The organism is Anaerocolumna sedimenticola, from assembly GCF_009931695.1.
Lineage (GTDB): Bacteria > Bacillota > Clostridia > Lachnospirales > Lachnospiraceae > Anaerocolumna > Anaerocolumna sedimenticola.
Genome location: NZ_CP048000.1, coordinates 3,148,015 through 3,174,524, shown reverse-complemented (window position 1 = coordinate 3,174,524; position 26,510 = coordinate 3,148,015). Strand labels below are relative to the sequence as shown.

24 protein-coding genes are annotated in these 26,510 nt (G+C 37.5%); 8 read left to right on the top strand and 16 right to left on the bottom strand.

What is annotated here, in order from left to right:
• Positions 1-167 precede the first annotated feature (167 nt).
• Complete coding sequence (locus Ana3638_RS25240; RefSeq protein ID WP_246240235.1) at positions 168-344, top strand: hypothetical protein; 177 nt, start codon at positions 168-170, stop codon at positions 342-344.
• Positions 341-2,308 carry an anaerobic carbon-monoxide dehydrogenase catalytic subunit gene (gene cooS / locus Ana3638_RS14035; protein WP_246240232.1) on the top strand — a complete coding sequence of 656 codons (1,968 nt, stop codon included), beginning with the start codon at positions 341-343 and terminating at the stop codon, positions 2,306-2,308. Before Ana3638_RS25240 ends, cooS begins: the two co-directional genes overlap by 4 nt.
• A 248-nt stretch (positions 2,309-2,556) precedes the next feature.
• Here cooS and Ana3638_RS14030 read toward each other — a convergent pair whose 3' ends face one another.
• The 6 genes from Ana3638_RS14030 to Ana3638_RS14015 form a co-directional block, all read right to left on the bottom strand.
• Complete coding sequence (locus Ana3638_RS14030; RefSeq protein WP_161838587.1) at positions 2,557-2,853, bottom strand: hypothetical protein; 297 nt, start codon at positions 2,851-2,853, stop codon at positions 2,557-2,559.
• 136 nt (positions 2,854-2,989) lie between these two features.
• Positions 2,990-3,769 carry a glutamate racemase gene (gene murI / locus Ana3638_RS14025; protein ID WP_161838586.1) on the bottom strand — a complete coding sequence of 260 codons (780 nt, stop codon included), beginning with the start codon at positions 3,767-3,769 and terminating at the stop codon, positions 2,990-2,992.
• A gap of 219 nt (positions 3,770-3,988) precedes the next feature.
• Entirely contained in the window at positions 3,989-4,159 is a 171-nt protein-coding gene (locus tag Ana3638_RS24715; protein WP_202621498.1) for a hypothetical protein, read from the bottom strand.
• A 12-nt stretch (positions 4,160-4,171) separates the two neighbouring features.
• Positions 4,172-4,306 (bottom strand): hypothetical protein, encoded by a 135-nt coding sequence (locus Ana3638_RS25745; RefSeq protein WP_281352829.1) that lies wholly within the window; start codon positions 4,304-4,306, stop codon positions 4,172-4,174.
• A 134-nt stretch (positions 4,307-4,440) separates the two neighbouring features.
• Positions 4,441-6,318, bottom strand: a complete 1,878-nt coding sequence (locus Ana3638_RS14020) for a DUF4914 family protein (protein WP_161838585.1) — start codon at positions 6,316-6,318, stop codon at positions 4,441-4,443.
• Positions 6,319-6,558: 240 nt separating this feature from the next.
• The gene (locus Ana3638_RS14015) at positions 6,559-6,924 is read right to left on the bottom strand and encodes a DUF2294 domain-containing protein (RefSeq protein WP_161838584.1); all 366 of its coding nucleotides are present in this window, start codon (positions 6,922-6,924) and stop codon (positions 6,559-6,561) included.
• A 481-nt stretch (positions 6,925-7,405) separates the two neighbouring features.
• Between Ana3638_RS14015 and gpmA the strand changes: the two genes are divergently transcribed.
• The 3 genes from gpmA (at position 7,406) to Ana3638_RS14000 (ending at position 10,518) form a co-directional block, all read left to right on the top strand.
• A complete protein-coding gene (gpmA, locus tag Ana3638_RS14010; RefSeq protein ID WP_161838583.1) occupies positions 7,406-8,149 on the top strand; it encodes a 2,3-diphosphoglycerate-dependent phosphoglycerate mutase in 744 nt (247 codons plus the stop codon).
• A gap of 106 nt (positions 8,150-8,255) precedes the next feature.
• Positions 8,256-8,840 carry an acetylglutamate kinase gene (locus tag Ana3638_RS14005; protein ID WP_161838582.1) on the top strand — a complete coding sequence of 195 codons (585 nt, stop codon included), beginning with the start codon at positions 8,256-8,258 and terminating at the stop codon, positions 8,838-8,840.
• 373 nt (positions 8,841-9,213) lie between these two features.
• A complete protein-coding gene (locus Ana3638_RS14000) occupies positions 9,214-10,518 on the top strand; it encodes a hemolysin family protein (RefSeq protein ID WP_161838581.1) in 1,305 nt (434 codons plus the stop codon).
• 131 nt (positions 10,519-10,649) lie between these two features.
• Here the strand turns inward: Ana3638_RS14000 and Ana3638_RS13995 are convergent, their stop codons facing one another.
• From Ana3638_RS13995 to Ana3638_RS13985, 3 genes are all read right to left on the bottom strand, one after another.
• The gene (locus Ana3638_RS13995; RefSeq protein WP_246240229.1) at positions 10,650-12,740 is read right to left on the bottom strand and encodes a sodium-translocating pyrophosphatase; all 2,091 of its coding nucleotides are present in this window, start codon (positions 12,738-12,740) and stop codon (positions 10,650-10,652) included.
• An 818-nt stretch (positions 12,741-13,558) separates the two neighbouring features.
• Positions 13,559-14,410 (bottom strand): MurR/RpiR family transcriptional regulator, encoded by an 852-nt coding sequence (locus tag Ana3638_RS13990; RefSeq protein WP_161838579.1) that lies wholly within the window; start codon positions 14,408-14,410, stop codon positions 13,559-13,561.
• A 12-nt stretch (positions 14,411-14,422) separates the two neighbouring features.
• The gene (locus Ana3638_RS13985; RefSeq protein WP_161838578.1) at positions 14,423-15,133 is read right to left on the bottom strand and encodes an N-acetylmannosamine-6-phosphate 2-epimerase; all 711 of its coding nucleotides are present in this window, start codon (positions 15,131-15,133) and stop codon (positions 14,423-14,425) included.
• A 305-nt stretch (positions 15,134-15,438) separates the two neighbouring features.
• Between Ana3638_RS13985 and nagB the strand changes: the two genes are divergently transcribed.
• Together nagB and nagA are read left to right on the top strand one after the other, a co-directional pair.
• Complete coding sequence (nagB, locus tag Ana3638_RS13980) at positions 15,439-16,149, top strand: glucosamine-6-phosphate deaminase (protein WP_161838577.1); 711 nt, start codon at positions 15,439-15,441, stop codon at positions 16,147-16,149.
• Positions 16,150-16,158: 9 nt separating this feature from the next.
• On the top strand, positions 16,159-17,283 hold the full coding sequence (gene nagA, locus Ana3638_RS13975; protein ID WP_161838576.1) for an N-acetylglucosamine-6-phosphate deacetylase: 1,125 nt from the start codon (positions 16,159-16,161) through the stop codon (positions 17,281-17,283).
• Between the two features lie 171 nt (positions 17,284-17,454).
• On the opposite strand, the gene Ana3638_RS13970 is transcribed toward nagA, so the two are convergent.
• The 4 genes from Ana3638_RS13970 to Ana3638_RS13955 form a co-directional block, all read right to left on the bottom strand.
• The gene (locus Ana3638_RS13970) at positions 17,455-18,828 is read right to left on the bottom strand and encodes a GntP family permease (protein WP_161838575.1); all 1,374 of its coding nucleotides are present in this window, start codon (positions 18,826-18,828) and stop codon (positions 17,455-17,457) included.
• Positions 18,829-18,889: 61 nt separating this feature from the next.
• Positions 18,890-19,888: a 4-hydroxythreonine-4-phosphate dehydrogenase PdxA gene (gene pdxA / locus Ana3638_RS13965; RefSeq protein WP_161838574.1), complete on the bottom strand. Its 999-nt coding sequence runs from the start codon at positions 19,886-19,888 to the stop codon at positions 18,890-18,892.
• Positions 19,889-19,982: 94 nt separating this feature from the next.
• Positions 19,983-21,287: a four-carbon acid sugar kinase family protein gene (locus Ana3638_RS13960; protein WP_161838573.1), complete on the bottom strand. Its 1,305-nt coding sequence runs from the start codon at positions 21,285-21,287 to the stop codon at positions 19,983-19,985.
• Between the two features lie 11 nt (positions 21,288-21,298).
• Positions 21,299-22,045: a DeoR/GlpR family DNA-binding transcription regulator gene (locus Ana3638_RS13955; RefSeq protein WP_161838572.1), complete on the bottom strand. Its 747-nt coding sequence runs from the start codon at positions 22,043-22,045 to the stop codon at positions 21,299-21,301.
• 346 nt (positions 22,046-22,391) lie between these two features.
• Here Ana3638_RS13955 and Ana3638_RS13950 point away from each other — a divergent pair, with 346 nt between their 5' ends.
• Positions 22,392-22,565, top strand: coding sequence for a DUF1540 domain-containing protein (locus Ana3638_RS13950; RefSeq protein WP_161838571.1), 174 nt, complete (start codon positions 22,392-22,394; stop codon positions 22,563-22,565).
• A gap of 120 nt (positions 22,566-22,685) precedes the next feature.
• Here Ana3638_RS13950 and Ana3638_RS13945 read toward each other — a convergent pair whose 3' ends face one another.
• The 3 genes from Ana3638_RS13945 to Ana3638_RS13935 are packed head-to-tail and all read right to left on the bottom strand — an operon-like array spanning position 22,686 to position 26,505.
• Positions 22,686-23,348: a V-type ATP synthase subunit D gene (locus tag Ana3638_RS13945; protein ID WP_161838570.1), complete on the bottom strand. Its 663-nt coding sequence runs from the start codon at positions 23,346-23,348 to the stop codon at positions 22,686-22,688.
• Between the two features lie 17 nt (positions 23,349-23,365).
• Complete coding sequence (locus tag Ana3638_RS13940; RefSeq protein ID WP_161838569.1) at positions 23,366-24,736, bottom strand: V-type ATP synthase subunit B; 1,371 nt, start codon at positions 24,734-24,736, stop codon at positions 23,366-23,368.
• On the bottom strand, positions 24,736-26,505 hold the full coding sequence (locus Ana3638_RS13935; RefSeq protein ID WP_161838568.1) for a V-type ATP synthase subunit A: 1,770 nt from the start codon (positions 26,503-26,505) through the stop codon (positions 24,736-24,738). The genes Ana3638_RS13940 and Ana3638_RS13935 overlap by 1 nt, the downstream gene beginning before the upstream one ends.
• Positions 26,506-26,510 lie beyond the last annotated feature (5 nt).

Genomic DNA, 26,510 nt, shown 5'->3' with positions numbered 1-26,510 from the left:
ACTATTTTAATCCCTATTATAATACTCGGATATAACAAATGCAATAGTTTCCTGAAACTTTCTTTTATTCTTTTACTTTTATACTTATATTTTTTTCATGATCAAAAGTATAAAAAAAGTTTGATTCGCAAAACCTAATGTCAAATAATACCTTAGGAGGAATCATTATGTCTGATAAAAATATAATGGAATCATTTGAAAACAGCGCAAAAACCATGCGGGGGATAATACAACTTTTGGCAGTAAGCTTACCAATGAGGCATCCAACGATCCTAATACCCACACAGATATCCATAACCGTATCCAGGTGGATTACAACATCATCGATGGATCACCATCCATGAAAGAGGTCCATAAATGGCAAAGGGAACACATTAAAAAAGATGACCAGTCAAAAGAAGGTTACCCATTAAACGTTATTATCGACCCGGCAATGCGGGAAATGTATAAAGTCGTTCATGATGCCGGCATGACCAATGTATTTGATCGTTTTAGCCAACAGCAGCCGATACAATGTAAGTTTTGCATAGAGGGTCTGTCCTGCCAGTTATGTGCTAACGGTCCCTGCCGTATTAATGATAAAGTACCCAGGGGTACCTGCGGCGTTGATGCCCACACCATGGTTGCCAGAAATTTTGTGTACCGTCATGTTACCATTGGTACTTCTGCCAATATTTTCCATTGTGAACAGGCTGCCAGAACCTTAAAAGCTGCCGGAGAACATCCAGAGAGCGGGTTAAAAATAAGAGATCCGGAGAAATTAAAGAAATATGCAGAAATGGCCGGTCTGGATACCAGCGAATCCATCCAGAAACTGGCTGTTCATTTTGCCCAGTGGGTAATGGATGATATTCATCTGCCTTATTATGAGCCCTCTAAAACTGTGGAAGCATTTGCTCCTACCAAAAGAAAAGAACTTTGGAAAGAACTGGGACTTTACCCGGGCGGCGGTTACAGTGAAGTAGCTTACGCCCAGACCAGGTGTATGACAAACTTTAACTCTGACCCTGTCGAATTCTTATTAAACAGTGTAAGACTTGGTGTTGCAAATGAATACCAGGGTTTGTTTCTCTTAGATATCATACAGGAAATTCTTATGGGAACTCAGGAAATAGCAGAAAAACAACAGAATATGGGCTTATTAAAAGAAAACATGGTTAATATTGTTACCAATGGTCACATGCCTTTATTAGCACATGTTGCTATTGATATGGCATCCACAAAGGAATGGCAGGCTAAAGCAAAAGAAGCCGGCGCAGATGGAATCCAGATATTGGGTCATGTCTGCGAAGGACAGCAGTTAATGAACTATGAGGGAACCCATAATCAAAGCGGATACGGCGGACAGGAAGGAGAATGGCTGTCCCAGGAATACCTGCTGGCAACCGGAGTTGTTGATATGTTTATGTTTGACTACAACTGTACGGTTCCCACCATGCCGTTATTTGCAAAACGCTTCGGTACTAAGCTGTTAAGTACTCATCCGGTAATAAAATTACAGGGTACTGAAACTCTGGATTTTATCCCTGAAAAAATGGAGGAGCAGGCGGCAAAAGCTTTGGATATGGCAATTGAAACCTTTAAGAAACGGAAATCAGACAATCGTAAAACTTATATCCCTCCTTATAAATCAGATTGCACCGTTGGTTTTAGTACGGAATCCGTACGGAATGCTTTAGGAGGAAGTTTTGATCCATTAATCGAGCAGATTGCAAACGGTAATATCCGTGGAATAGCGACGATTGTCGGCTGTACCACCGCCCGTTTCGGACAGGGCGGAAGTAATATTTTTAAAATCACAAAAGGATTAATTAAAAATAATATACTTGTTTTATCAGGCGGATGTACTTCCTCTGTCATGGAATATACCGGATTAACAGATCCAAAAGCCGCAGAGGAATGCGGGGATGGTCTAAAAGCCGTGTGCAAAAAATTAGGGATTCCTCCGGTTTTATCATATGGAGCCTGCGTTGATATCGGTAAAATGACTCATACCGCAAAAGAACTGGCAGATGCACTTAAAATTGATACTAATAAACTGCCCTTAGTTATCGGTGCACCGGAATACCTGGAACAAAAAGCCGTGGCAGATGCCTGCACTGCAGTTGCACTTGGCTGGCTGGTTCATGTAGCTCCCGTTCCATCTATTACAGGCAGCGATGTTGTCGTAAAAACTTTAACAGAAACAACGGAAACCCTTGGTCTTGGAAAAGTTGTGGTAGAACTGGATGCGGAAAAAACTGTTCAAATTTATGTAGACCATATCGAGAAAAAACGGAATGAACTGGGACTTAGCAGTTTCGCTTAGAATCTGATTTGCTTAGAATCTGTTTCACTTAAAATCAGTTTTGTTTAGAATCAGTTTCGCTTTGAGTAAAGAAAATTTAAAATACTTTTTCATGCAAAGGGCGATTGCACAATCTCTAACCCAGTGTACTTGTACCCGTAATATGTGGGATATGCTTTTTAATTTATCCCACATATTTCTATCATAATTTCACTGAATGAATTATGGGAAAGCCCTTAACTATTTAAATTCTATATATACTTCTTTTTTCATTTTTGTTTCACCTTTTTATAAAGATATAAAACAAATTGTACCATTAAACCGGATATAAAACCAATAAATAACCAGGCAAGATAAGACATAAATCCAGTCAGATCACCCCATCCGTTGGTATCTTTAACAAACATGGTATATAAATTAATAAATCCAATTACAATCCCTGAAAAATAAATAATAACAGCAAGTTTTAAATGAAAATAACTTAAAACTGCAGTGATTCCTCCTACTATTAAGGAGAGAATGCTATAAGCAATCATGTTCTGCAATATTACAGCATTTAAAAGCAAAAATCTCACTCCCAGGATAAGTAACAGGAAATTAATCAAGGCTACAAAAATTCCGATTAACAAACTATATTTCATATTTTTTCTTTCATTCGGGCTCCTGTTCATAAACGAATTAAATTCTCAATTAAAAATGATTTTATTTATTAATAGTATCTAATCTTTTCAATAACCCTATGTATTTATCCAATATTATATTATCCTCAACTTTTAATCCTGAATGATAGAAAGTAATACTTCCATTACCTTCCTTAATTAAATCCTTTTCTTCCAGAATTCTTTTCAGATTTTTTACAGTACCAAAACTCCCATCAATAATACTCACCTCAGGCGGAAGCAGCTTTCGAAACATATCCTTATAATAAGGAAAATGCGTACAACCTAAAACAATAGTCTCATAATTACATAAATCATATTCAGATAACTGTTTCCGAAGATATGGTAATACGGTATGTTCATCAAACTCAAATCGTTCTGCAAATTGGACCAATTCAGGAAGAGGTAATAAATCTACAATATGTCCGCTGTCCAATTTTGCGATTAGATTTTGCAGTTTTTCTTCTTTTAGTGTCAAAGCAGTAGCAGTCACTAAGACTCTTTTATTATCTTTATTATTTTCCACTGCGGGTTTTACAGCAGGTTCCATTCCAATGATAGGAATACTATATTTTGCTCTTAACTCTTCAATTGCTACACTTGTTGCAGTATTACAGGCAATAACGATAGCTTTGACTCTTTGTTTGGTTATAAAATCAATTGCATTAAAGATATATTCTTTTACTTCATCTTTGGGTTTGGGTCCATATGGTACGTTTAATGTATCTGCATAATATATATAATCTTCTTTAGGGAGTACTTTCAATGCCTCATATAAGACAGTAATACCTCCGATGCCTGAGTCAAAGAAACCTATTTGCATTTTTTATTCCTCCAATATGTTAAATCAATATCCTTTTTTACGTATAAGTTCACTTTTACTATTTTTCATACGAATTCATAATTCGTACAATTCGATTATACAATGTTTTAACGAATAATGAAATATAAACTGTTTTTTCTATAAAAATACCTGAGTTAATAAATGCATATCAAAAAAATGGAGCTGTTATATTTTACTTATAACAACTCCATTTTACAATTACCATTTTCCATCAAATTTTATCGGATTCGCTTTCTCATGTCCTGCCTTAGCTTTTCCCTGAATCTCCGGAACAGGTTTCACATCATTTTTTTGCATGTGTATCCCCGGTCCGCCTTCTGTTCCATGGGGTTCACTTGGATCCGGACGTCTCATACCTGCTTTAGCCATATTGCTCTCCCCCTAAACATCATTATTTTTGATTGATTGTCTCTTTGCATTTTTATTGTGATTTTGATTTTCACGGGTTATGGGAGTTTGACCATTTGCTTTTTCCATTCTTGCTTTTTTATTATCTGGCTGACTATCTTTTGGCATATTAATCTCCTCATATTAATTTGTTGTTATGGTAAATGTAATAGTTCTCCATATATACCATACAACTTAACCTAGATTAGTTTTTACTACACCATAAGTATGTTCCGGAATCAAAAACCATATTCAATAAAAAATTAATACCTCATTGGAATTAATTGATTAAATTCTTCTAAAGAACCGTCTCTTAAGAAACATTCAATAATTGCTTTTCCTAAAGGATCAAGATTTTCATTATCAAATTTTATCAATTCTTTTTTAAAGAAATTAACTAAAATCTCCGCACCTTTATCATACCCTTCTGTTCCTACCTCTGCCTGCATCTCCGGCTGTAAGAAAGCTTTTCTGATATAATGTCCTTCTATCTTTAAGGAATCATGGCAATAACCTAACAGTTTACATCTGGCTTCCACAAGATGTTCCGGTTTAAATTTTGCTCCGCCTCTTCTGGCTATATATTCCCTTGCGATCCACTGAGGCATAAATCCTACCTCATAAGCGCCGATATGCTGGTTTGGTATTAATACATATCTTGTATGAGAAGAATTTTTAATCTGCTCTAAGAGTAAATTTGCCTGGGTTACCATTTTACCAGTAGCAAACGGCCAGTAGGAACCTACCCCTTCACTGGTCATGGCATTAGAAGAAGTAATACTTGGATTATTATACCCTCTGGGTGCTACAAGCCTCCATATCCAGGCAAGAGCAGGAGGCAGTATATGGAATAATCCAAGGATACCATAACTGGGGTTCTCTTTTGTACAAGGTGGTGTTCTTACTCCAAAACTTCTTACATCAACCTCAACCGGTTCATTTACAATATTAGGTACCAGATGCCTCGGTAATATTACTCTGGGATTCGGACAAGGTTTTCCATCTGAGTCTAATGTATGTTCCCATACCAGGCAGGTGGCTTTTGGCACACCCTGTACATTCAGAAATACCAACGGTTCTGAGGGTTGTGTAAAAATGCTTTCAAACTGAGGAGAAGTTCCGTATTTTTTAATATGGTCCAGACGTAAAAACCACCCGGCTTCCGCATCTTTTACAACCAGCTTTTTACTTTCATTTTGCATGGCAGGATGGCAGATGGCCATATCATCGGTGACCGGTCTAAGTTCACAGGTATCAATGAGTTCAATATAATTTTTCTCTTTGGTTACAGTATTTCTGCCTAAGATAACCCTTCCGTCCAATTCCCTGTGAATATTTTCTACCATTTCACTTTTGCCGCCGCCGGAAGCTCCCTCGTGCATAATTACGATTTCATTATCATAAGGAGTTATAACCTTTACCGTAGAAGCATGAACCGTAGTCCATCCTTCTTTCTCTCCAATATTAAGGAGAACACCATAGATGCCTTTCTTAGCACTAGGACCAGGATATAGGTTATAAGAAAAAACTTCGTGTAAATCAGTTAATCGGTTGTGAATCACTATCTGTTTTCCGTTAAAATGAGTATGCCTAAAAGGAGGAGCCAAATATACAACCGCTTTCGGAGTAAATTCTTTTTCAAACTTATCTATATTTATAAATCCCTGTAAATCAGCCAATGCCGCTCCAAAAAATGCCGCATTCACCGGAGCCAGTAATAGAGCCTCATAACCGTATTCCACACCTCCGGCCATAAAAGGTATCACAAGTAATTCCTGTTCTTTTAACCAGGTTAAGGTAGCCTCACGCAGAGGATTAAAATCATCTTTATAGACATCATCATACCTTGGTTTATCTGTTCCCAATTCATCGGCAACCAATAGACAATCCGGATCGCGTCTTCTCATATAATCATCCGGATAGTTGACAACAGCCCCATTTTTACAGCGGGTAACCGTGGCCTCACTAACGGAGCCTTTACCTACTACTTCATATTTTACCTCAAATGTATCATTTGTATTATTACCAAAGGTTAATGCCAATAATTCTTCCCTGGTTTTTGGTACTATGACATTTTTACAATTGTTTAAGATATTTTGTACATCTTCCGATAAGATAAATTTTTGAAACAATTCTATCACCTTATTATCCTTTCTAATGAATGCTGATGAAAATATATAATTTTACGGAAATCGACTGGTTAAGTTGTTCGTTTAATATTTTATTTCCGCTAGGGACGTTTCCTGCGCGGAGAGGCTTTTTGTTTAAAAGGAAAATTCTCCGAACTTTTCTTTTAAACAAAAAAACCGATACCCATGGTTATCCCATGGATATCGGTTTACTAACAACTTAGTCTGGCTATTTTGTATCGTCTTCCGAAATTATTTTTGCAATATTAAGTCTTCTAAGTTTTTATCAACAGTTATAATGATCACCTTTTCACCGGTTTTAGTGCTAATGTCACTATGAGTGCTCACAATGGCTACATCCACGATTTCACGAATTAATGTTTCCAAGTATGCTCTCCCGCTTTCAAAGAGTGAAGTACGTACTTTTTTAAACAATTCAATACCTTGAGGGTTCTCTGTAAGTTTTTGTTCCGATGGGCTTAAAAATCCCAGAAGTCTTACAATAATCATGTCACCAATAATATAAGATTTTATTACCTTTGGACCTCGGCCCATATACTCAATCTCATATTTACTGATTGCCTCGCTTAACCTAGCTTCTAATTGACCCTTTGTCATTTAAATACCTACTTTCCTACTGAGTATATCTTATTTTATTAACTCTGTCAATATGACTTTTTATGCCATAATTCTTATGTTTCTTCTTATATTGATAAACCAGTCTTTTTTATGTTCTCAACAAAATTAATAATTTTCATACAATATTATTACTTATGGGAAGAATACTTTTCTCTTCCGATATAAGGCGGTGCTTTACCGTCGTGTATCCGATTATAGGAACATGTTTTTTATAATATTAATTTATCCTAAATTCCATATGATATTCGATATAATATCTCTTAAAAAGGCTATTCTTGTAAATGACATATAAAAGCAGTACAATATAACCAAATATGAAATATATAAATAAATTAATTTTTTTAATTGTGAAACAATATTTATGGTATTAAAAAATTATAAGTTTCGTTATTTTCTAATAAGATTTGAGTAACTTTTGAGACTCAGATCTTATTAAATAAATTGAAAGTGAGGTTCTATTATGAAACTGGTAATAATCAGGCATGGTGAAAGTGAGTGGAATAAATTAAATCTCTTTACCGGTTGGACCGATGTGGACTTATCTCCAAAAGGCAGAGAAGAAGCCAAAGCTGCAGGTAAATTGTTAAAAGAAAATGAGTTTGATTTTGATATTTGTTATACTTCCTATCTAAAAAGAGCTATTCACACCCTATATTATGTATTAGACGAAATGGACCGAACCTGGCTTCCGGTTATAAAAACCTGGAAGTTAAATGAACGTCATTACGGAGCTCTTCAAGGCTTGAACAAATCAGAAACTGCAGAAAAATATGGAGAGGACCAGGTTAAGATTTGGCGGCGTTCTTTTGATATCCGTCCCCCGAAACTTTCTGATGAAGACGAACAAAATCCAAAGAATCAATTGCAATACAGGAATATAGACAAAGATGAACTTCCATTTTGCGAAAGCCTTAAGGATACCATAGATCGTGTTATTCCTTACTTTAATGATGTCATAAGGAAAGATATGCTTGCCGGTAAAAGAGTACTTATTGCTGCTCATGGCAATTCCATACGCTCTTTGGTAAAACATCTGGATCATTTATCAGAATCAGAAATTATTGATGTAAATATCCCAACAGGTATCCCTTTAGTTTATGACTTTAGTACGGACTTTAAGGTGATAAATAAATATTATCTGGGTGATCCGGATATTATAAAAGCACAGATGGAACAGGTCGCAAATCAGGGAAAAACAAAATAACTGAAAATAGTATCCGTTAGGATTACTATGCGGCATTTGATTAATTTTTGTATCATAAATAAATCGCTCTCATATAATAACTAAAAAGAATAAAGGGAGAAATTGTATGCTATTCAACAACAACAATTTATCCAACTGCAAAAATCAAATCAATGTATTTAACGCTTTCCGTAAATTATGGGAACAACATGTTTTTTGGACCAGAACATTTATAATAAGTACTGCATCTAATCTGGGAGATCTGGAACTTGTTACGGAAAGACTGCTGCGTAATCCTACTGATTTTGCTATAGTGCTAAAGAATTTTTATTCTGCAGATAAAGCAAGAACTTTTGAGGGTTTATTAAAAGAACATCTTTTAATAGCTGCCAGTTTAGTTAATAATACGAAAAACGGTAATACGGAAGCAGCTTACGAGGACAGGAAAAAATGGCATAAAAATGCGGATGAAATCGCTTTATTTCTTGGAGAAATCAACCCACACTGGTCCCCCAGACAATTTCGGGCACTACTTTATGAACATCTTAAGATGACGGAAGATGAAGCTGTATACAGGTTGAACGGAAAATACGCTTCCGATATAGCCTTATTTGACAGCATTGAAACTCAGGCATTACAGATGGCTGACTTTATGGCCTTTGGAATTTTAAATCAGTTTTTCTTAAATCCCATGAATAATTCCAGGCAATAATACTATTATTACCAGAAATTACCTTTCATAATTCTGACTAAAGATAGTGCTTTTTTACCGTGCATACGGTAATAGGAACACGACTTTTAATCCTATCGCATATTCCGTCGTACTTACTTATAAGTTGTATTTTCCGATATTTGGCTTATTATAGAAAATGTAGCAAAGATTTTCTGTGACTGGTCAAAAAATATTGAAAAATACAACTTTGTTTTTCTTAATGACTGAACCTTTATGATTAATAAATCTGTTTATTTATAAGTAATATCTGTTGAATTATTTAATTAGAATAGTTATTGGTTTCTCATAAACTTGCATAATAAAAAAATTATGCTATTATACTAATATTAAAATTTTTAGGAGGAAAGTTACAATGGATTCAGACCCTGACGGGGATAGTATTATTTTTCAAATAGTAATACTTATTATACTAACATTTATTAATGCTTTTTTTTCCTGTGCCGAAATGGCTACCGTTTCTGTTAATAAAAATAAAATTAAAAGGTTAGCAGAATCGGGCAATAAAAAGGCAGATCTAGTTCAAAAATTAATTGAGGAACCAACTAAATTCTTCTCAACAATTCAAGTAGCTATTACATTAGCCGGATTCTTTTCCAGTGCTTCCGCTGCCACCGGACTTTCAGGACCTTTAGGACAATGGCTGGAAGCTATGCGTATACCATATGGTAATCAAATGTCCTTAATCCTGATAACTATATTATTATCTTATTTCACCTTGGTTTTCGGTGAGCTGGTGCCTAAGAGGGTCGCATTACAAAATACGGAATCAATCAGCATGTTTGCCGTTAAACCGATTATATTGATATCTAAGGCTGCCTCTCCATTTATTCGATTACTTACAGCTTCCACCAATTTAGTAATGAAATTATTTGGAGCAAAAAATGATATGGTTGAAGACATTTTATCAAGAGAAGAGATAAAGTCCCTTGTTGAAGAAGGACAAGTTCATGGTGTCCTGAATGAAAATGAAAAAGAAATGATTAATTCCATCATTGAATTTGATGATAAACTTGCTAAGGAGATCATGACTCCTAAGATAAATATATATGCAATCAATATATTAGATCCTCTTGACGATTATATTGACAAATTGTTAGAAACAAAATACTCCCGGATTCCGGTTTATGAAGATGATATTGATAATATTATCGGTATCCTGTATTCCAAAGATTTTATGAGGGAAGCAATAAAGGTGGGTTACCGTAATATTGATATCCGTTCCATAATGACTAAACCATACTTGGTTCCGGACAGTAAGAATATCTATGAATTATTTAAGGAACTGCAGTTATCTAAAAATCATATTGCCGTATTAATCGATGAATATGGTGGTTTTTCCGGAATTGTTACGATGGAAGACCTGGTGGAAGAAGTTATGGGTGATATTGAGGATGAATACGATATTACAACACCAAAGATCAAGAAATTAGACAATAACACTTATCTTATTGATGGTTTATTAACTATTGATGAATTAAATGATAAGCTGGATTTAAATATTTCCTCAGATAATTATGAAACGATTTCCGGTTTATTAATTGATACAATGGGTGAAATTCCAAATGACCATGATGACCGTACCATAGAAGTTGATAATCTGGTATTTAAAATTGAAAGCGTTACAAAAAAAGAATTGATAAAATCAAATTATATATAGGTAGTGCGGAAAAAGCATAAAAATACAGGTACACGAAACTTATAAAAAGATTTCGTGTACCTGTATTTTTATGTTTTATTATTTTAATATGTTTTCATATATTTTGGGTTTTTAGTAAAACTATTAAAGCATTAACCAAATAAATTAAAAGTTAAGAAAATAGTTGCAGTTAAGGAAGCAACAAGGGATACTACTGTTATCTGGGTGTTAATCGATGGCCCTGCCGTATCTTTAAACGGGTCACCTACCGTATCACCAACAACTGCTGCTCTATGGGTTTCTGAATTCTTGCCGCCATTATTGCCGGCTTCCACGTATTTTTTCGTATTGTCCCAAAGACCTCCTGCATTGGACATAAATAAGGCAAATATTAAACCGCTAACAATATTACCGGAGATAAATCCGCCGATTGCCTGGACACCACCTATAAATCCTACTATCAGTGTTGCAAAGATAGTCATCAAACCTGCAGGTACTAATTCCTTTAAGGCACCGGATGTAGCAATTGCTATACATTTTTCGTATTCAGGAACAACGCCTTTCTTTCCTTCTTTTAATCCGGGAATTTCCCTGAACTGACGGTGAATTTCATCAACCATACGCTGTGCATTGCGATCTACACCCAGCATTAACATAGCTGAGAATACCGGTGGTATTGCCGCACCAAATAACAATCCAAAAAATACGGTTGGATTTAATATATCAAATCCTGTTATTAATTCTTTTCCTATTTCAGCTGCTGCTCCGTTTACCTCACTGATAAATGCACCTAACAGTGCTATAACAGTAAGTCCGGCCGCACCGATTGAGAATCCTTTCGTTACTGCTTTTACAGTATTACCGGCACTGTCTAAGGAATCTGTAATTTCAAGGGCTTTATCACCTAAATTACCCATTTCAACTAAACCGCGTGCATTATCAACAATAGGACCATAGGCATCATTAGATATAATCATACCTACAATGGAAAGCATACCGACTGCAGCCATAGAAATACCGAACATGGCATATCCTTCACCGAGAGGAGCGCATATTTTGTAGGCAGCCAATGCGGAAATACCAATTCCAATCATAGATGGCAAAGTGCTCATTAAACCATAAGAAACACCAGATAATATAGTAAAGGCCGGTCCGGATCCGGAAGCTTTTGCAACTTCATGTACCGGTTTCTTTGTATCATCTGTAAAATAATCACTTGCGATACCTATAATAAATCCAACAAATAATCCGATTGCACTTGCAAACCATATTCTCCATTCGAACCGGAAAACAACGGTCGCCAGAGCAGTTAAAACACCAAAGATTATCATTGTTACGTATGTATTACTGTTAAGCGCTTTCGTTGGACTTCCTTTTTCGTCCATTTTTGCGGTTAAAACACCGATAATAGATGCTAATAAACCAATTGCTGCATAGCAGAATACCATGCTGACATTTATGGTTCCGCCTTTTACTTTATCAATCGCTGCTGCCATAACCAGGGCTGCTGCCATAGAAGCTACGTTGGAATCAAATAAGTCAGCGCCCATACCTGCAACATCACCAACATTATCACCAACATTATCTGCTATAACTGCCGGGTTTCTTGGATCATCTTCGGGAATACCAAGTTCAACCTTACCAACTAAATCGGCACTGATATCTGCAGTTTTAGTAAAAATTCCACCGCCGGCTTTTGCAAAAAGAGCCATTGAACTTGCTCCGAAACTGAATCCTAAAAGTGCGGTTGTATTATCTGTTAAAAGGAGAACTAAAGTAACTCCAAGAAGACTGGAACCAACTACAGCCATTCCCATAACAGCACCGCCGCGGAAACCGGACATAAAAGAAGGTTTTATCCCTTTGGTGGAAGCTTCCGCAGATTTTATATTCGCTATCGTTGCAATGCTGATACCGACTTTCCCAGCAATTCCGGAAAAAACGGTTCCAAACAAATATGATACAGCCATCAGAATATTCCCCAACGGATGGCCATTCCAGATCGGGGAAGGCAGGAATATGAAAATAACTATAGCTGCCACAACGCAGAAGCGTGAAAGTGTTTTGTACTCTTTTGCTAAAAACGTGTTTGCTCCATTTCTAATCAGCTTGCCAACCTCTGCAATGCGCTTATTGGAGGAGGGTTGTGATGCTACCCATTTATAGAGCCAAAATGCAGCCCCAAATGCCAGGATAGAAATGATAATTGATACAACTTCAAAAAATACTACGTTAAATTCCAATTTACTCATCTCCTATTCAATTATTTTGGCTATTTTAAACCACATAATTGATAGTAACACTTTTGTGTTTATTGTTCAATAGAAAGGTATAAGATTTATACATTTATAGCATTTTGAATAACCGCATATGCCTTTCAATCTTGTTTTGTGGTAATTTCAACATATTTGTATACATTATTCGACATTTAATATATATTTATTACAGCAAACGATATTTTCCATATATTAGTTGTCTTAAACCAGGTGTCGGGTGCGGGTACATATGACACAATTCCTCTTCGCGCCAGTGCATATCCCCCGGAGGGTAAAATTAAGGACCGCCGCACTAAATTGTAATTAGTGTGCAGTCCTTATCATTTCCGCGAAAGCAAAATGAGAATTAGCAAAGCTTGCTTGCAATAATTCGAATGCGCTCGTGAACCGAAGAAACTCGCAAAGCGTGTTTCTTCCGGTTTCCGCGAAAGCAAAATGAGAATTAGCAAGCTTGCTTGCAATAATTCGAATGCGCTCGTGAACCGAAGAAACTCGCAAAGCGTGTTTCTTCCGGTTTCCGCGAAAGCAAAATGAGAATTAGCAAGCTTGCTTGCAATAATTCGAATGCGCTCGTGAACCGAAGAAACTCGCAAAGCGTGTTTCTTCCGGTTTCCGCGAAAGCAAAATGAGAATTAGCAAGCTTGCTTGCAATAATTCGAATACGCTCGTGAACCGAAGAAACTCGCAAAGCGTGTTTCTTCCGGTTTCCGCGAAAGCAAAATGAGAATTAGCAAGCTTGCTTGCAATAATTCGAATGCGCTCGTGAACCGGAGAAAACTATTCTATTATAACAGCTTGGAAGATATGGCTTCCGTTGTTCTGGCTTTATTATCCCTGGATTGATTATAATGCTTAACAAAATATTCCATATATAAAACATCTAATAAGTACAGCTGTACCATGGATGTGGAGGAGGCACCGCCGTCAAGAGGCCCTTCGTTTGAACCGCACAATAAAACAACGTCGGCCTGATTGGTCAGGGCTGTTTTGGCAAACCTGGTTATACATATAGATTTGCAGGCATTTTGCTTTACAAGCTTATGCACTTCAATCATATCTTTTGTGGAACCGGAATAAGAAAATATGACGGCCAGATCCCTGCTGTCCAGAAGAGCTGCTGCCATACACTGCATATGGCAATCTGCAATAAATTCTACATTTGGAAGTATTCTCATAAATTTCTGCTTCGCTTCCAGGGCAATAACTCCTGATGAACCAACTCCAAAAAAATGAATTCTTTTTGCAGCAGATATTAAATCAACCGCCTTTGTTATTGCATCAAAATCCAATAAATTAAAGGTTTCATTCAGCGCAGCTATATTAGTTGCAAAGGTTTTTTTACATACTGTTCTTACATCATCCTCTAATTCAATGGTTCCTGCGATTGCATTATTCATACCCTTTTTATTAGCGATGTCCTGGGCTAAAAGCATTTTAAATTCCTGATAACCATTTAATTTCAAGGCTTTACAGAACCGAAATACGGTTGTATCCCCTACTCCGCACATCTCAGCCAAATCCGTAATGGATGTATACAATACTTTTTGCGGATTTTGAAATACAAAATCCGCAACCAATTTTTCCGATTTTGTAAATTTAGCATAACTGTTATCAATTCTGGAATATATTCCTTCCATAACCAAACTCCTTTATTCTTTGCTGTTTATGACGTTTACAAATCTCCTGGTAATATCCATAGGCCGTGTTATTGCAGTGCCGATAACTGCTGCATGTACTCCGCACCTGAATGCCTCTTTTAATTGCTCCGGTGTCCATATCCCTCCCTCAGCTATGACAGGAATACTTAAATTCACCGAGAGCTCTTTCATCAAATCAAAGTTGGGAAGTTTGGTACCTTTCGTTTCATTCGTATAACCGGATAATGTCGTTCCTACCAGATCAAACCCCAGTTTTTCTGCCTGTAATGCATCTTCATAGGTAGAACAGTCTCCCATAAATAACATATCCGGATATTTTATTCTTATTTTATGAAAGAAATCACTCAGGCTGCTGCCATATGGCCGTAAACGGCCGGTTGCATCTATTGCAATAATATCCGGCTGACTTTCCATAAGGGCATCAACAGCATCTTCCGTAGGAGTTATGTATACCTCACTGTCCGGAAATACCTGTTTATATAATCCGATAACCGGTAATTTTACGGACTTTTTAATCTCTGTAATATCCTCCGGTGTATTGGCGCGAATTCCGCAGGCTCCCCCGAGTTCAGCCGCATATGCCATTCTGGACATAATATAGGAACTATATAAAGGTTCATTACTTAGTGCCTGGCAGGATACAATTAATCCACCTTTTATCTTGCTTAGTATTTTTAAATTTTTCAACACTATTACCCCCATTTTAACTGGTTCAGACAATTGTCTAATTAATTTTATCCTTTTTTCACTTTTATTACAACAAAAATCATTTTTGTTTCTGAAGTTCATATACAAACGGAAAATTAATTTCTTTAATATATGAAAATATTTTTCTTTTTTTAAATATTATATTACATTTTTCCAAATGTCAATGGTTATCATCCGCATGTTTATGCAAATTTTCAAAATAAATAAAAATTTTTTTTATTTTCACTTGATTTTTAAAATAGTTGGAATATACTAATAATAAAGTTATAGAAGTTTAATGAAAGGTACTGGTGAAAAAAATGAATTTAATAAAAGCAAATGATTATAATGATTTAAGCAGAAAGGCAGCCAATGTTATATCCGCACAGGTTATTTTAAAACCTGACTGTGTATTAGGCTTGGCGACCGGTTCCACACCTATCGGAACTTATAAACAGTTAGTGGAATGGTATAAAAAAGGTGATATAGATTTTTCTCAGGTAACAACCGTTAATTTAGATGAATATTGCGGCCTGTCACCCGAGAATAATCAGAGCTACCGCTATTTCATGGATCATAACTTTTTTCTTCATATCAATATCGACAGAAAAAATACTAATGTTCCCAATGGTTTGGCTGATAATTATGAGGAAGAATGTACCCGTTATGATAATCTGATTGCTGAGCTTGGAGGAATTGACTTGCAGCTTCTTGGTATTGGCCGTAACGGACATATTGGTTTTAATGAACCGGATATTTCATTTGAAAAAACTACTCATATTGTTAATTTGGATGAATCCACCATCCAAGCCAATGCCAGATTTTTTAGTACAATCGATGAGGTCCCCGGTAAAGCAATTACCATGGGAATTAAATCTATTATGCAGGCAAAAAAAGTATTATTAATTGCCAATGGGCCTGATAAAAAAGATATTATCGAGAAAGCGCTCCACGGCCCGGTAACACCGGATGTACCTGCGTCCATTCTGCAGTTTCACCCGGATTTAACTGTAGTTTATTGTTTTGAATAGGAGGCAGTTATGTTATATAAAAATGCTGAAGTATTTATTGAGGGCAGGTTTCAAAAAGCCGATATCGAAGTTACCGACGGACGTTTTCAGGCTGTTTATCCTGCATTAACTACTGATAAAACAGAGAATTCTATAGATTGTACCGGCAAATACATGATACCGGGTTTTATAGAGTTACATTCCCACGGTTGTATCGGTTATGACTTTACAACTACCGATACAGAGGGTATAGAAAAAATGTGTGAATTCTATGGTAAAAACGGGGTAACTTCCATATTGGCAACTACAATGACCATAGATTATGAAATATATAAAAAAGCTATGCTCCATATTAAAGAAACAATGAACACCCAAAAGAAAGGAAGCCGTATTATCGGTATTAATATGGAGGGTCCTTTTCTTGGTGCAGATAAAAAAGGTGCTCATGATGAGAGATATCTCATGCCCATTGATGAAGAGAAATATTTGGAATTAAATGAATTGTCCGGAGACAATGTAAGAATTATTGATTTAGATCCTAAGCTGTCCGGTTCCATGGATTTTATAAGAAAATATAGTAAATCAAAAGTAATATCTTTAGCCCACACCAGTTGTGATTATGATCTGGCAGCACAAGCCATTGAAGCCGGAGCGACTCATATTACCCATTTATTTAATGCTATGAACGGTCTGCACCACAGGCAGCCCGGTTTAGTGGGAGCTGTTTCCGATTTTGATGTCCACGCGGAAATGATTTGTGATGGCATCCATATTCATCCTGCTGTAATCCGCCTAATGTATAAAGCCTGTTCGGATAAAATTATCCTAATATCCGATTCCATGAGTGCCGCAGGTTTGGAGGATGGTATCTATGAATTGGGCGGACAAAAGGTTTATGTAAAAAATGGAAAAGCCACTCTTGAAGACGGAACGATTGCCGGATCAACCACTACGGTTTATAAAGCATTTAAAAATGTCATACAATACGGTATACCGGTTGAACAGGCAATTCTTAGTGCAACTTTAATCCCTGCAACAGCTATTCATGCAGAAAAGGAAATCGGTTCTATTTCTGCAGGAAAAAGAGCAGACTTTATTATTATGGATCAAAACTACAACATAGAAAAAGTATACAAAGACGGTGAGGTATTGTAATTACAATTAATAATTTAAAATCCAAACACCCCTTTATTTCGTGAATAAAAACAGGTACATATTCCGAGAGTAATATATATTTTATATTGAATCCGCTGAAAGATACAATATATCAATAAATTTACTTCCGGAATATACTACCTGTTTTTAATTACCTCAAATGCAAAGAAATTACATAAAAATATTTAATATTAATAATTCTACTAATCCAACTGCCCAGGCAATTGTAGTTGTGATTGACCAAACCCTGATCTGCTCTTTTGTTTCCGTAATTCCGCTTAAACGGTTTACAACCCAATAGAAACTGTCGTTAAAATAGGAGAAGAATAATGCTCCTATACAGGCTGCAAATGCTCCCAACAACATGCTGCCGCCGGCTGCTTCTACGATGGGTGCTGTTATGCCGGCTGCCGTAATCATTGCCACCGTACCGGAACCTTGTACGAAACGAACCAAAGTGGCTATAATAAAAGGAAGTAATATAACCGGTATGGAAGTAGCCGCTATTCCATTTGCAATATAATCACCAACACCTGCTACTTTTAACACCTGACCTAATGCACCGCCGCCTCCGGTAACAAAGATAATTACGCCGGCGGATTTCATACTGTCTTCCAAAGCACTGATAACTGCTTTTCGTTCAACGGAAACTGTTAAGGTGTAAATAGATATGATCAAACCAATGGCAACAGCAATAATTGGTTTTCCAAGGAATATGAGGGCTGCATAAATTCCAGTTGTTAATGATAAAGCGCTTAAAACCGTATTTAGCAGTATCAATATAATCGGAAGTATTAAAGGTAAAAATGCTAAAAATGCGGATGGCAGTTTTTTATCCTTTTCATCTGATATAACATCATAAATTGGTTTTTGATAAGCCGGTCTCTCCCATCCATCTCCGGCTTCATTTGGTAACTGATATATCTTTTTACCAAGGAATTTTCCATATAACATCGTAACCAAGGCCATAGGTATTGCAATTACTATGCCTAATAAAATAAATTGTCCCACGTCAACTCCAAATGTTCCTGCTACTCCAAGAGGTCCCGGAGTAGGCGGAACTAAGGAATGTGTGATAACAAGTCCGCTTGCAAGTGCTACGGACAAACCTACTATGGATTTCTTGGTTTTACGTGACAATGCTTTTGCCAGAGGTGATAATATAACAAAACCGGAATCGCAGAAGATTGGTATGGAAACAAGGAAACCAGTTAGCGAGAGTGCCATTTCTTCCCTGCCCTTACCAAATATCTTTAAGAAAGTACGCGCCATTCTTTCTGCCGCACCTGACATTTCAAATATCTGTCCCATCATAATACCAAAACCTATGATAATACCGATATTTCCTAAGGTTCCACCAAATCCTGCTGAAATTGCATCAACTGTAGCAGCAGGTGCTAGTCCCCCAACCAGACCAACTATTACTGCTGCAATAATTAAAGCAAGAAAAACATGAATCTTTGTTTTCAAAATCAATAAAATTAAAACAATTAACCCAATACCTAACCCAATTAACATTTGAGTTCCAGAAACAGAAACCTCCATCTTACCCTTCTCCTTTCAAAATACCTCATAATAGGTAATTACCCCTACCTTACTATCCCCATTAATTCATAAAATTCTTAGAATACTTCGCCCCTAATAAAATAGCTTCCACCATGCTGATTTCACTTGCAATACCTTTTCCAGCTATATCAAATGCTGTTCCATGGTCTACGGAGGTTCTAAGGATCGGCATTCCTCCGGTTATCGCTATGGTTCTTTCAAAATCCAATGTTTTAGTAGCTATATGACCTTGATCATGATATAAAGATAATACACTGTTATAACGACCTTTTAACGCTAAGTGGAATACGGAATCCGCTCCGATCGGGCCGACTACGTCATAACCTTCCGCTCTGAGTTCCTCAACCGCCGGTGTTACATGTTCTACTTCCTCGTTACCAAATAAACCATGTTCACCGCTGTGTGGATTCAAACCTGCTATCGCCATGGTTCCTTCCGTTACGCCTAACTTCATCAGTACTTCTTTACATCTCTTTACATAATCCTTAATTCTATCCTTAGTAACTAAATCACATGCCCGTCTTAAGGATACATGCCGGGTTAAGAAAAATACTCTCATTCCCCGTACTTCAAACATGGTAAGAGGATCTTTTGTACCGGTCAGCGCGCCAAATATCTCCGTATGGCCGATATAATTTACATTACCTGCCTTTAAAGATTCTTTATTAATTGGTGTAGTGGATACTGCTGCTACTTCGCGTGTATTAGCAAGCTCAATGCTTTTCTTAATATATTCATAAGCAGCCCGCCCGCACATTCCGCTGATTTCTCCGATTTTGAATTCTGACATATCTACATTATCAAGGTCAATCAGGTTTAAAACTTTTTCTTCATACACTCCTTCCTTGGGATGATTTATAATGTTTACTTTTAATGGAATCCTTGAAAAACGGATTGCATCATCAACAATTTTTTTATCCCCGACAACAACACAGCGTGCCGCATCAAACACCTGCTTCGTTGCTATGGACTTTACAACTATTTCCGGTCCGATTCCTGCCGGATCTCCTAAAGGTATTGCTATATATGGTTTTTCCATGTGTTACATCTCCTTTTTACATTCATCTTTTTTTTGTTATCTTAATGTTATCTTCCTCTTATCACCAATTATTACTGTTTGTATTACCAATTCATTAAATAAAAAGTTTCTCTTTTAAATAGCGAATACACAGGTTCATTGCATTTTTATCCCCTGCCATACCGCCTTTGGTAACGACTTTGAGTCCGTCAAATTCACCGGAAATAAACTCTCCGTAAGCAGCTAAAGGCACCACTTCATCCAGTAATCGGATGCCTGCTGTCCTGAATTTTCTGCTTACTGCTACCGTTATGTCACCGCCGCTGGTATACAGACCTTTAAAATCAGGGTTATTATTTAATAACAGATACGTAATTTCTGCCAGGGAATCATTGATTAAATTACTTACATCCTCTGGTAAACACTGTAATTTTTCAGCATATTCCGAAAAATTCAAACGGTTCTCCGGTAAAATTCCATTGCCGATTACTGCACAGATATCATAATTACCGCAATTTTTCTGAATTTCCCCTACTACCCTGTTTATTTCCTGTTTTCTTCTCTCTTCACTCTCAACCAATTCTTTGGTAACGACATATACCTGTAATACTTTCTGGGCAAGCAGAAGTTCATCCAGTTGGTTTTTTGCAACGGCATTTACACTGCCCACCGTGGCAAGTACTTTATGCTTATTTTTTATTTCCCGGGGAACAATGAGTTTTCTTGCAATAGTTGCTGTAAAACTTCCAGGATCTACAGAAATGAATTTTACTCCGCTTTCAATTACACCATCGGCTATGGTATCCAGGTCTTCCTGGGATACACAATCAAAAATGATAATCCGGTACCCTTCCTCCCTGAATCTTTTAATCTCATCAGCTAAATGCTTTTTACCCATCATAATATCTTTAATATAAAGGGAAGCGATTGGATAAATGGACTGCTTACCAAATATATCACCGGCTGCGGATGTATCAACCGGAGTTTTGGGATCCAGGGCAGCTTCCGTCTTATGGAGGGGAATCGTATTTACAAGCATATATCCCCCTACCAGAATACGGTTCGCCTGTGGAAAACACGGTACTACCATGGCTATGGCATCATTACTCAGGGCATCTAATAATGCATCTGTTTCACTGCCTAAATTTCCTCTCAGGGTACTGTCGATCCTTTTGGAATATACGAGAACATCATCATTTTTTAATAAATTAGCTACGTTGTATACTCTGTTATACGCAATAGAGGAATCTACCGCCCTGCTGTCCGTGGGATAGACAATACAGTCACTTTCCGATAGCTTACTTAACTCAAGTCTCTCCGTATTCATTACCGTATACGTATTATAATTTATTTTTTTAAGTAATACACCGGTCGCATTGGCACCGGTTAAATCATCCGCAATAATTACACATTGGGGCATCTGTACTCCTCCTAAACCCATATCATATTAATTTTCATTTGTTTGATTTTTGCTTCTTCTTCGGCATTTAATGATTTATTGGTAACAACGCCTGTATAGTCTGATAAATGGTTAATTCTCATTAAAGCCTGTTTTCCAAACTTTGATTCATCCACTGCCAGATAAGGACGGCTTGAGTTTTTACAGATAGTTCGTTTTAAAACCGCTTTATTTATAGTCGGAGTCAGGACGTTAAAATTATCATCAATAGACATAGCACCTAAAAATGCTATCTCAGTCCGAATATCTTCCATCATTTGATTTGCAAACGGGCCTAGCATGCTCCCTGTTGATTTTTGTACCATACCTCCGCATATCATCAGATGCGCATCGGATTCAAGTAATACTCTTGCAATTTCCAAATCATTTGTGATAACCGTAATACCCGGAATATTTTGAATCCGTTTTGCTATCTCATAGGTTGTAGTTCCGGCATCTAGAAAAACCGCATCACCTTTTTTAACAAAACTTGCACATTTTTCAGCGATCTTAATTTTATCTTCAATCTTAAGAGTTCGCTTCTCCATGTAGGAAACTTCCCGTTTTATAACCGCACCGCCATGACAGCGTTCTATGATTCCATCCTGTTTTAACTTTTCCAAATCCCGCCGTATGGTCATCAAACTTACGTCTAATACTTTTGCTAATTCTTCAACCTGAACAACTCCTGATTCACTGATCATTTGAATTATCTTTGAATGTCTTTCCGCAGCAAGCATAACAGCAATCACACTCCTTAATGTTAGATATTGTTTGTTAATTGTCTATTTTGTTTGCTTATGTTGCAATAATATAATTAATTAAATACTTTGTCAACAAAATCGCTTTAATTGTTCGTTTTCAGCAAACAAAATATTTATATATTTCATTTTCGAACATTTCATTATACCCTATTTAAATTATTTTTTTCATTATTTTATTTTTATATGTAAAAAAGACACAGTCATACCAATGCATAAAATTTCTCTATTCGCACATGCTAACTATGAAAAAGAAACTGTTATGCAGTTTCTTTGGTATAAAACCATGTCTTGAAGTGTGTAAAACGAAAGGAGGAATTTAATTATGGATAAAAAAAATCCAAGTATTCAATGTGTAGTTTCTGAGTGCAGATATCATGCCGGAAATACTGATTATTGTACCCTTGACCAAATTTCAGTGGGCAGAGTGGATTCATTCTCATCCAAATCTGAAGATACTGATTGCGAATCCTTTATCGCTAAAGAAAAAACCTTTTAAATTATATAAATAATAAAAATATGAAAGTTTTATGCAGGCAGGTTTACCAAAACTTTCCTGATTCTGTAAAAAAAACCGGATTGTTTTCACTTGTTGGTGATAAGAACAATCCGGTTATTATTAATACATATTTTCGCTGTAATGATGTGCCTGTTCCAGCATCATATCTTTTACTTTCATAAGACGTATCTGAGTACTTCGTTCATTTTCATCCAGTTTCATCTTAATATACTTAATGTTTTCCTGCATCTCAGGAATCATAACATGCTCAAGTGCATTTACCCGGCGCCTTGTTTTCTCGATTTCCGATGCCATTAACTGGCATGCTTTTTCACATTCCGCCAATCGCAGCATGTCAGGAAAAATGTCCTGTAAAAACTTTACAGCATCATCCAGATCACTGGAGGTAAATGCATAACCATAAGAATAAATGTCATTGACATCCGGAGTTTTGGTTTTATACTCAAATACCGGAATGTCAACACTCATAACATTACGGGTATGCGCTTCCAGATAAACCTCCTGCCTTGGTGCCATTAATGCAACATTTACCACCTCATTCTCCATACCCGCACGCGCAATTACAAAATTTTTGTTAGCAGTAATAATCGCTTTTTCAACTTTCTCGCGTAAGGTTTTATTCTCGCGTACCAGGTCAAGGAATTGGCGCATCAGCTCATCCCGTTTATCTTTTAAGAGTTTATGACCACGGACTGCTGTCGTTAATTTCTTCTTAAGCCTGGTAAGTTCCATACGGGTCGGATTAATATGTGCTTTGGCCAAGATAGCACCTCCTTCCTTTACTTACCGTAATATTGATCCAGAAATTCATCTTTAATTCTTTTTAGTTCCGTCCTTGGAAGTATGGATAAGAGCTTCCAGCCTAAGTCCAGGGTTTCTTCAATATCCCGATTGGTATGATACCCCTGGGAGACGTATTCCTGCTCAAAAGCATCTGCAAACTTAGCATATAATTTATCAATATCCGTCAGGGCAGCTTCACCTAAAACTACCATTAATTCTTTAGCTTCCTTTCCCCTTGCATATGCGGCAAAGAGCTGATTCATGGTATTGGCATGATCTGCACGGGTTTTGCCGGTACCAATTCCCTTATCCTTAAGACGAGACAGGGAGGGAAGAACATCAATTGGCGGTGCCACACTCTGCCGGTATAATTCGCGGCTTAAAATTATCTGCCCTTCGGTGATGTAACCGGTTAAGTCAGGAATCGGATGGGTTTTGTCATCCTCAGGCATGGTTAAAATAGGAATCATGGTAATACTTCCAGCCTTGCCTTTCTGACGTCCGGCACGTTCATAAAGGGAAGCCAAATCGGTATACATATAACCGGGATATCCACGACGCCCCGGAACTTCTTTACGAGCAGCCGAGATTTCACGTAAGGAATCCGCATAGTTTGTGATATCCGTCAGTATTACAAGTACATGCATATCTTTTTCAAATGCCAGGTATTCGGCTGCGGTTAAAGCCATACGTGGTGTTGCAATACGTTCAACGGCGGGGTCATTAGCCAGGTTGATAAACATAACCGTACGGTCAATGGCTCCGGTCTCACGGAAACTCTCTGTGAAGAAATTTGCTTCCTCAAAGGTAATACCCAGTGCGGCAAATACTACTGCAAATGCTTCGCTTGTCCCCCGTACCTTAGCCTGTCGGGCTATCTGAGCGGCTAATTCCGCATGGGGAAGACCGCTGGCAGAAAAGATCGGAAGCTTCTGTCCCCGTACCAGTGTATTTAGTCCGTCGATTGCAGATACACCGGTCTGGATAAATTCCTGAGGATAATTTCTGGCAGCCGGATTCATTGGCAGACCATTAATATCCAATCTTTTTTCGGGTAAAATCTCCGGGCCGTTATCGATTGGACGGCCAAGGCCGTCGAATACACGGCTTAACATATCATCCGATACGCCAAGCTCCATACTTCTGCCTAAAAACCTTACTTTACTATTGGATAAGTTAATACCGGCAGCACTTTCAAATAATTGAACCAGTGCATTGCCTTTATCGATTTCAAGTACTTTGCAGCGGCGTTTTTCACCACTTGCAAGTTCTATTTCTGCAAGTTCATTATACTTTACATCTTCTACACCATGAACTAGCATAAGAGGGCCTGCAACCTCTCTAATGGATCTATATTCTTTTGGCATTAGGCTTCCTCCTTTTGTGTCAATTCATTAATTTCCCGATGTAAACTGTTTACTATATCATCATATTCTTTCTCAATCTTATCATTCGTTATATATTTAAAACGGCCGATTCTTTCACGAACGGGAAGTTTTACAAGTCCGTCAACCGAAGCGCCTTTTTGTAAAGCTTCTGATGCAATATCAAAATATCCCAATACCAGCTCCATCATTTTATATTGTTTCTCCAGTGAAGTATAGGTATCCACTTCGTGGAATGCATCCTGATGCAAGAAATCTTCACGGATGGAACGGGCTGCTTCCAATTTCAACCGATCCGGTGCGGAAAGAGCATCCATACCTACTAATTTTACAATTTCCTCTAATTCGGATTCATCATGTAAGATACGCATGATTCGGGCCCTGTCAGGCATCCAGCTTTCATTCACTTTGGTATTAAACCATTTTCCCATATTATCCACATATAAGGAATAACTGGTTAACCAGTTAATAGCGGGAAAATGACGCCTGTAAGCCAGGTTAGAATCCAGTCCCCAGAATACTTTAACAATACGCAGAGTTGCCTGGGAAACCGGTTCCGAGATATCACCACCGGGAGGGGATACCGCACCAATTACGGATAGGGCACCTTCTCTTCCGTCTTTACCTAAGGAAATTACACGCCCCGCACGTTCATAAAACTGGGCAAGACGGCTTCCCAAGTAAGCCGGATACCCCTCTTCACCCGGCATTTCCTCCAAACGTCCGGACATTTCACGAAGTGCTTCTGCCCATCTGGAAGTGGAATCTGCCATAAGTGCCACGGAAAATCCCATATCACGGAAATACTCCGCTATGGTAATACCTACATAAATGGAAGCTTCCCTGGCCGCAACCGGCATATCGGAGGTATTTGCAATTAATACGGTCCGCTCCATTAAGGAATGGCCCGTTTTGGGATCCTTTAATTCGGGAAATTCATTTAATACATCCGTCATTTCATTTCCACGTTCACCACAGCCGATATAAACTACGATATCTGCTTCCGCCCATTTCGCCAACTGATGCTGAACTACGGTTTTACCGCTGCCGAAAGGCCCGGGAACCGATGCAACACCGCCTTTAGCAATAGGAAATAAAGTATCAATAACACGCTGCCCGGTAACTAAGGGCATGGCAGGCGGCAGTTTTTCTTTGTATGGTCTTCCAATACGAACCGGCCATTTCTGCATCATGGTAATATTAAAGATTTCACCATTCTCATTTTGAACCAAGGCTATCGTATCTTCAAGGGTAAATTCCCCTCCCTGAATGGATGTGATATTTCCTTTAATTCCTTTCGGTATCATTATTTTATGGAGAACTATCTCTGTTTCGTTTACCGTACCAATGATATCACCGGTTTCCACTGCATCTCCTATTTTTGAGCTTGGAACAAAATTCCATTTTTTAGTTCTTTCCAAAGATGGAATTTCGACACCCCGGGTTAAGTTATTGCCGGTAGCATTCATGATACTGACTAACGGCCGCTGTATTCCATCAAATATACTTCCTATAAGCCCCGGCCCAAGCTCTACGCTTAATGGTGCACCAGTGGATTCCACCGGTTCACCGGGTCCTAAACCTGAGGTCTCTTCATAAACCTGAATGGATGCCTGATCACCGTGGATTTCAATGATTTCACCGATTAATCTCTGTTCACTTACACGTACCACGTCAAACATATTGGCATCACGCATACCCTCAGCTATTACTAACGGACCGGCAACTTTTTTAATCGTGCCTTTACTCATTTGCT

What these genes read in the sequence shown, in the direction of transcription:
- Ana3638_RS13990 (WP_161838579.1), bottom strand. Translation starts at nt 14,410, where the DNA reads ATGGAAGGAATATATTCCAGAATTGATAACAGTTATGCTAAATTTACA.
- Ana3638_RS25745 (WP_281352829.1), bottom strand. Translation starts at nt 4,306, where the DNA reads ATGCCAAAAGATAGTCAGCCAGATAATAAAAAAGCAAGAATGGAAAAA.
- cooS (WP_246240232.1), top strand. Translation starts at nt 341, where the DNA reads ATGAAAGAGGTCCATAAATGGCAAAGGGAACACATTAAAAAAGATGAC.
- Ana3638_RS24715 (WP_202621498.1), bottom strand. Translation starts at nt 4,159, where the DNA reads ATGGCTAAAGCAGGTATGAGACGTCCGGATCCAAGTGAACCCCATGGA.
- Ana3638_RS13985 (WP_161838578.1), bottom strand. Translation starts at nt 15,133, where the DNA reads ATGGGGGTAATAGTGTTGAAAAATTTAAAAATACTAAGCAAGATAAAA.
- Ana3638_RS13960 (WP_161838573.1), bottom strand. Translation starts at nt 21,287, where the DNA reads ATGCCCCAATGTGTAATTATTGCGGATGATTTAACCGGTGCCAATGCG.
- Ana3638_RS14015 (WP_161838584.1), bottom strand. Translation starts at nt 6,924, where the DNA reads ATGACAAAGGGTCAATTAGAAGCTAGGTTAAGCGAGGCAATCAGTAAA.
- murI (WP_161838586.1), bottom strand. Translation starts at nt 3,769, where the DNA reads ATGCAAATAGGTTTCTTTGACTCAGGCATCGGAGGTATTACTGTCTTA.
- Ana3638_RS13970 (WP_161838575.1), bottom strand. Translation starts at nt 18,828, where the DNA reads ATGGAGGTTTCTGTTTCTGGAACTCAAATGTTAATTGGGTTAGGTATT.
- Ana3638_RS14005 (WP_161838582.1), top strand. Translation starts at nt 8,256, where the DNA reads ATGCTATTCAACAACAACAATTTATCCAACTGCAAAAATCAAATCAAT.
- Ana3638_RS13940 (WP_161838569.1), bottom strand. Translation starts at nt 24,736, where the DNA reads ATGCCAAAAGAATATAGATCCATTAGAGAGGTTGCAGGCCCTCTTATG.
- nagA (WP_161838576.1), top strand. Translation starts at nt 16,159, where the DNA reads ATGTTATATAAAAATGCTGAAGTATTTATTGAGGGCAGGTTTCAAAAA.
- nagB (WP_161838577.1), top strand. Translation starts at nt 15,439, where the DNA reads ATGAATTTAATAAAAGCAAATGATTATAATGATTTAAGCAGAAAGGCA.
- pdxA (WP_161838574.1), bottom strand. Translation starts at nt 19,888, where the DNA reads ATGGAAAAACCATATATAGCAATACCTTTAGGAGATCCGGCAGGAATC.
- Ana3638_RS13935 (WP_161838568.1), bottom strand. Translation starts at nt 26,505, where the DNA reads ATGAGTAAAGGCACGATTAAAAAAGTTGCCGGTCCGTTAGTAATAGCT.
- Ana3638_RS25240 (WP_246240235.1), top strand. Translation starts at nt 168, where the DNA reads ATGTCTGATAAAAATATAATGGAATCATTTGAAAACAGCGCAAAAACC.
- Ana3638_RS13950 (WP_161838571.1), top strand. Translation starts at nt 22,392, where the DNA reads ATGGATAAAAAAAATCCAAGTATTCAATGTGTAGTTTCTGAGTGCAGA.
- Ana3638_RS14000 (WP_161838581.1), top strand. Translation starts at nt 9,214, where the DNA reads ATGGATTCAGACCCTGACGGGGATAGTATTATTTTTCAAATAGTAATA.
- gpmA (WP_161838583.1), top strand. Translation starts at nt 7,406, where the DNA reads ATGAAACTGGTAATAATCAGGCATGGTGAAAGTGAGTGGAATAAATTA.
- Ana3638_RS13955 (WP_161838572.1), bottom strand. Translation starts at nt 22,045, where the DNA reads ATGCTTGCTGCGGAAAGACATTCAAAGATAATTCAAATGATCAGTGAA.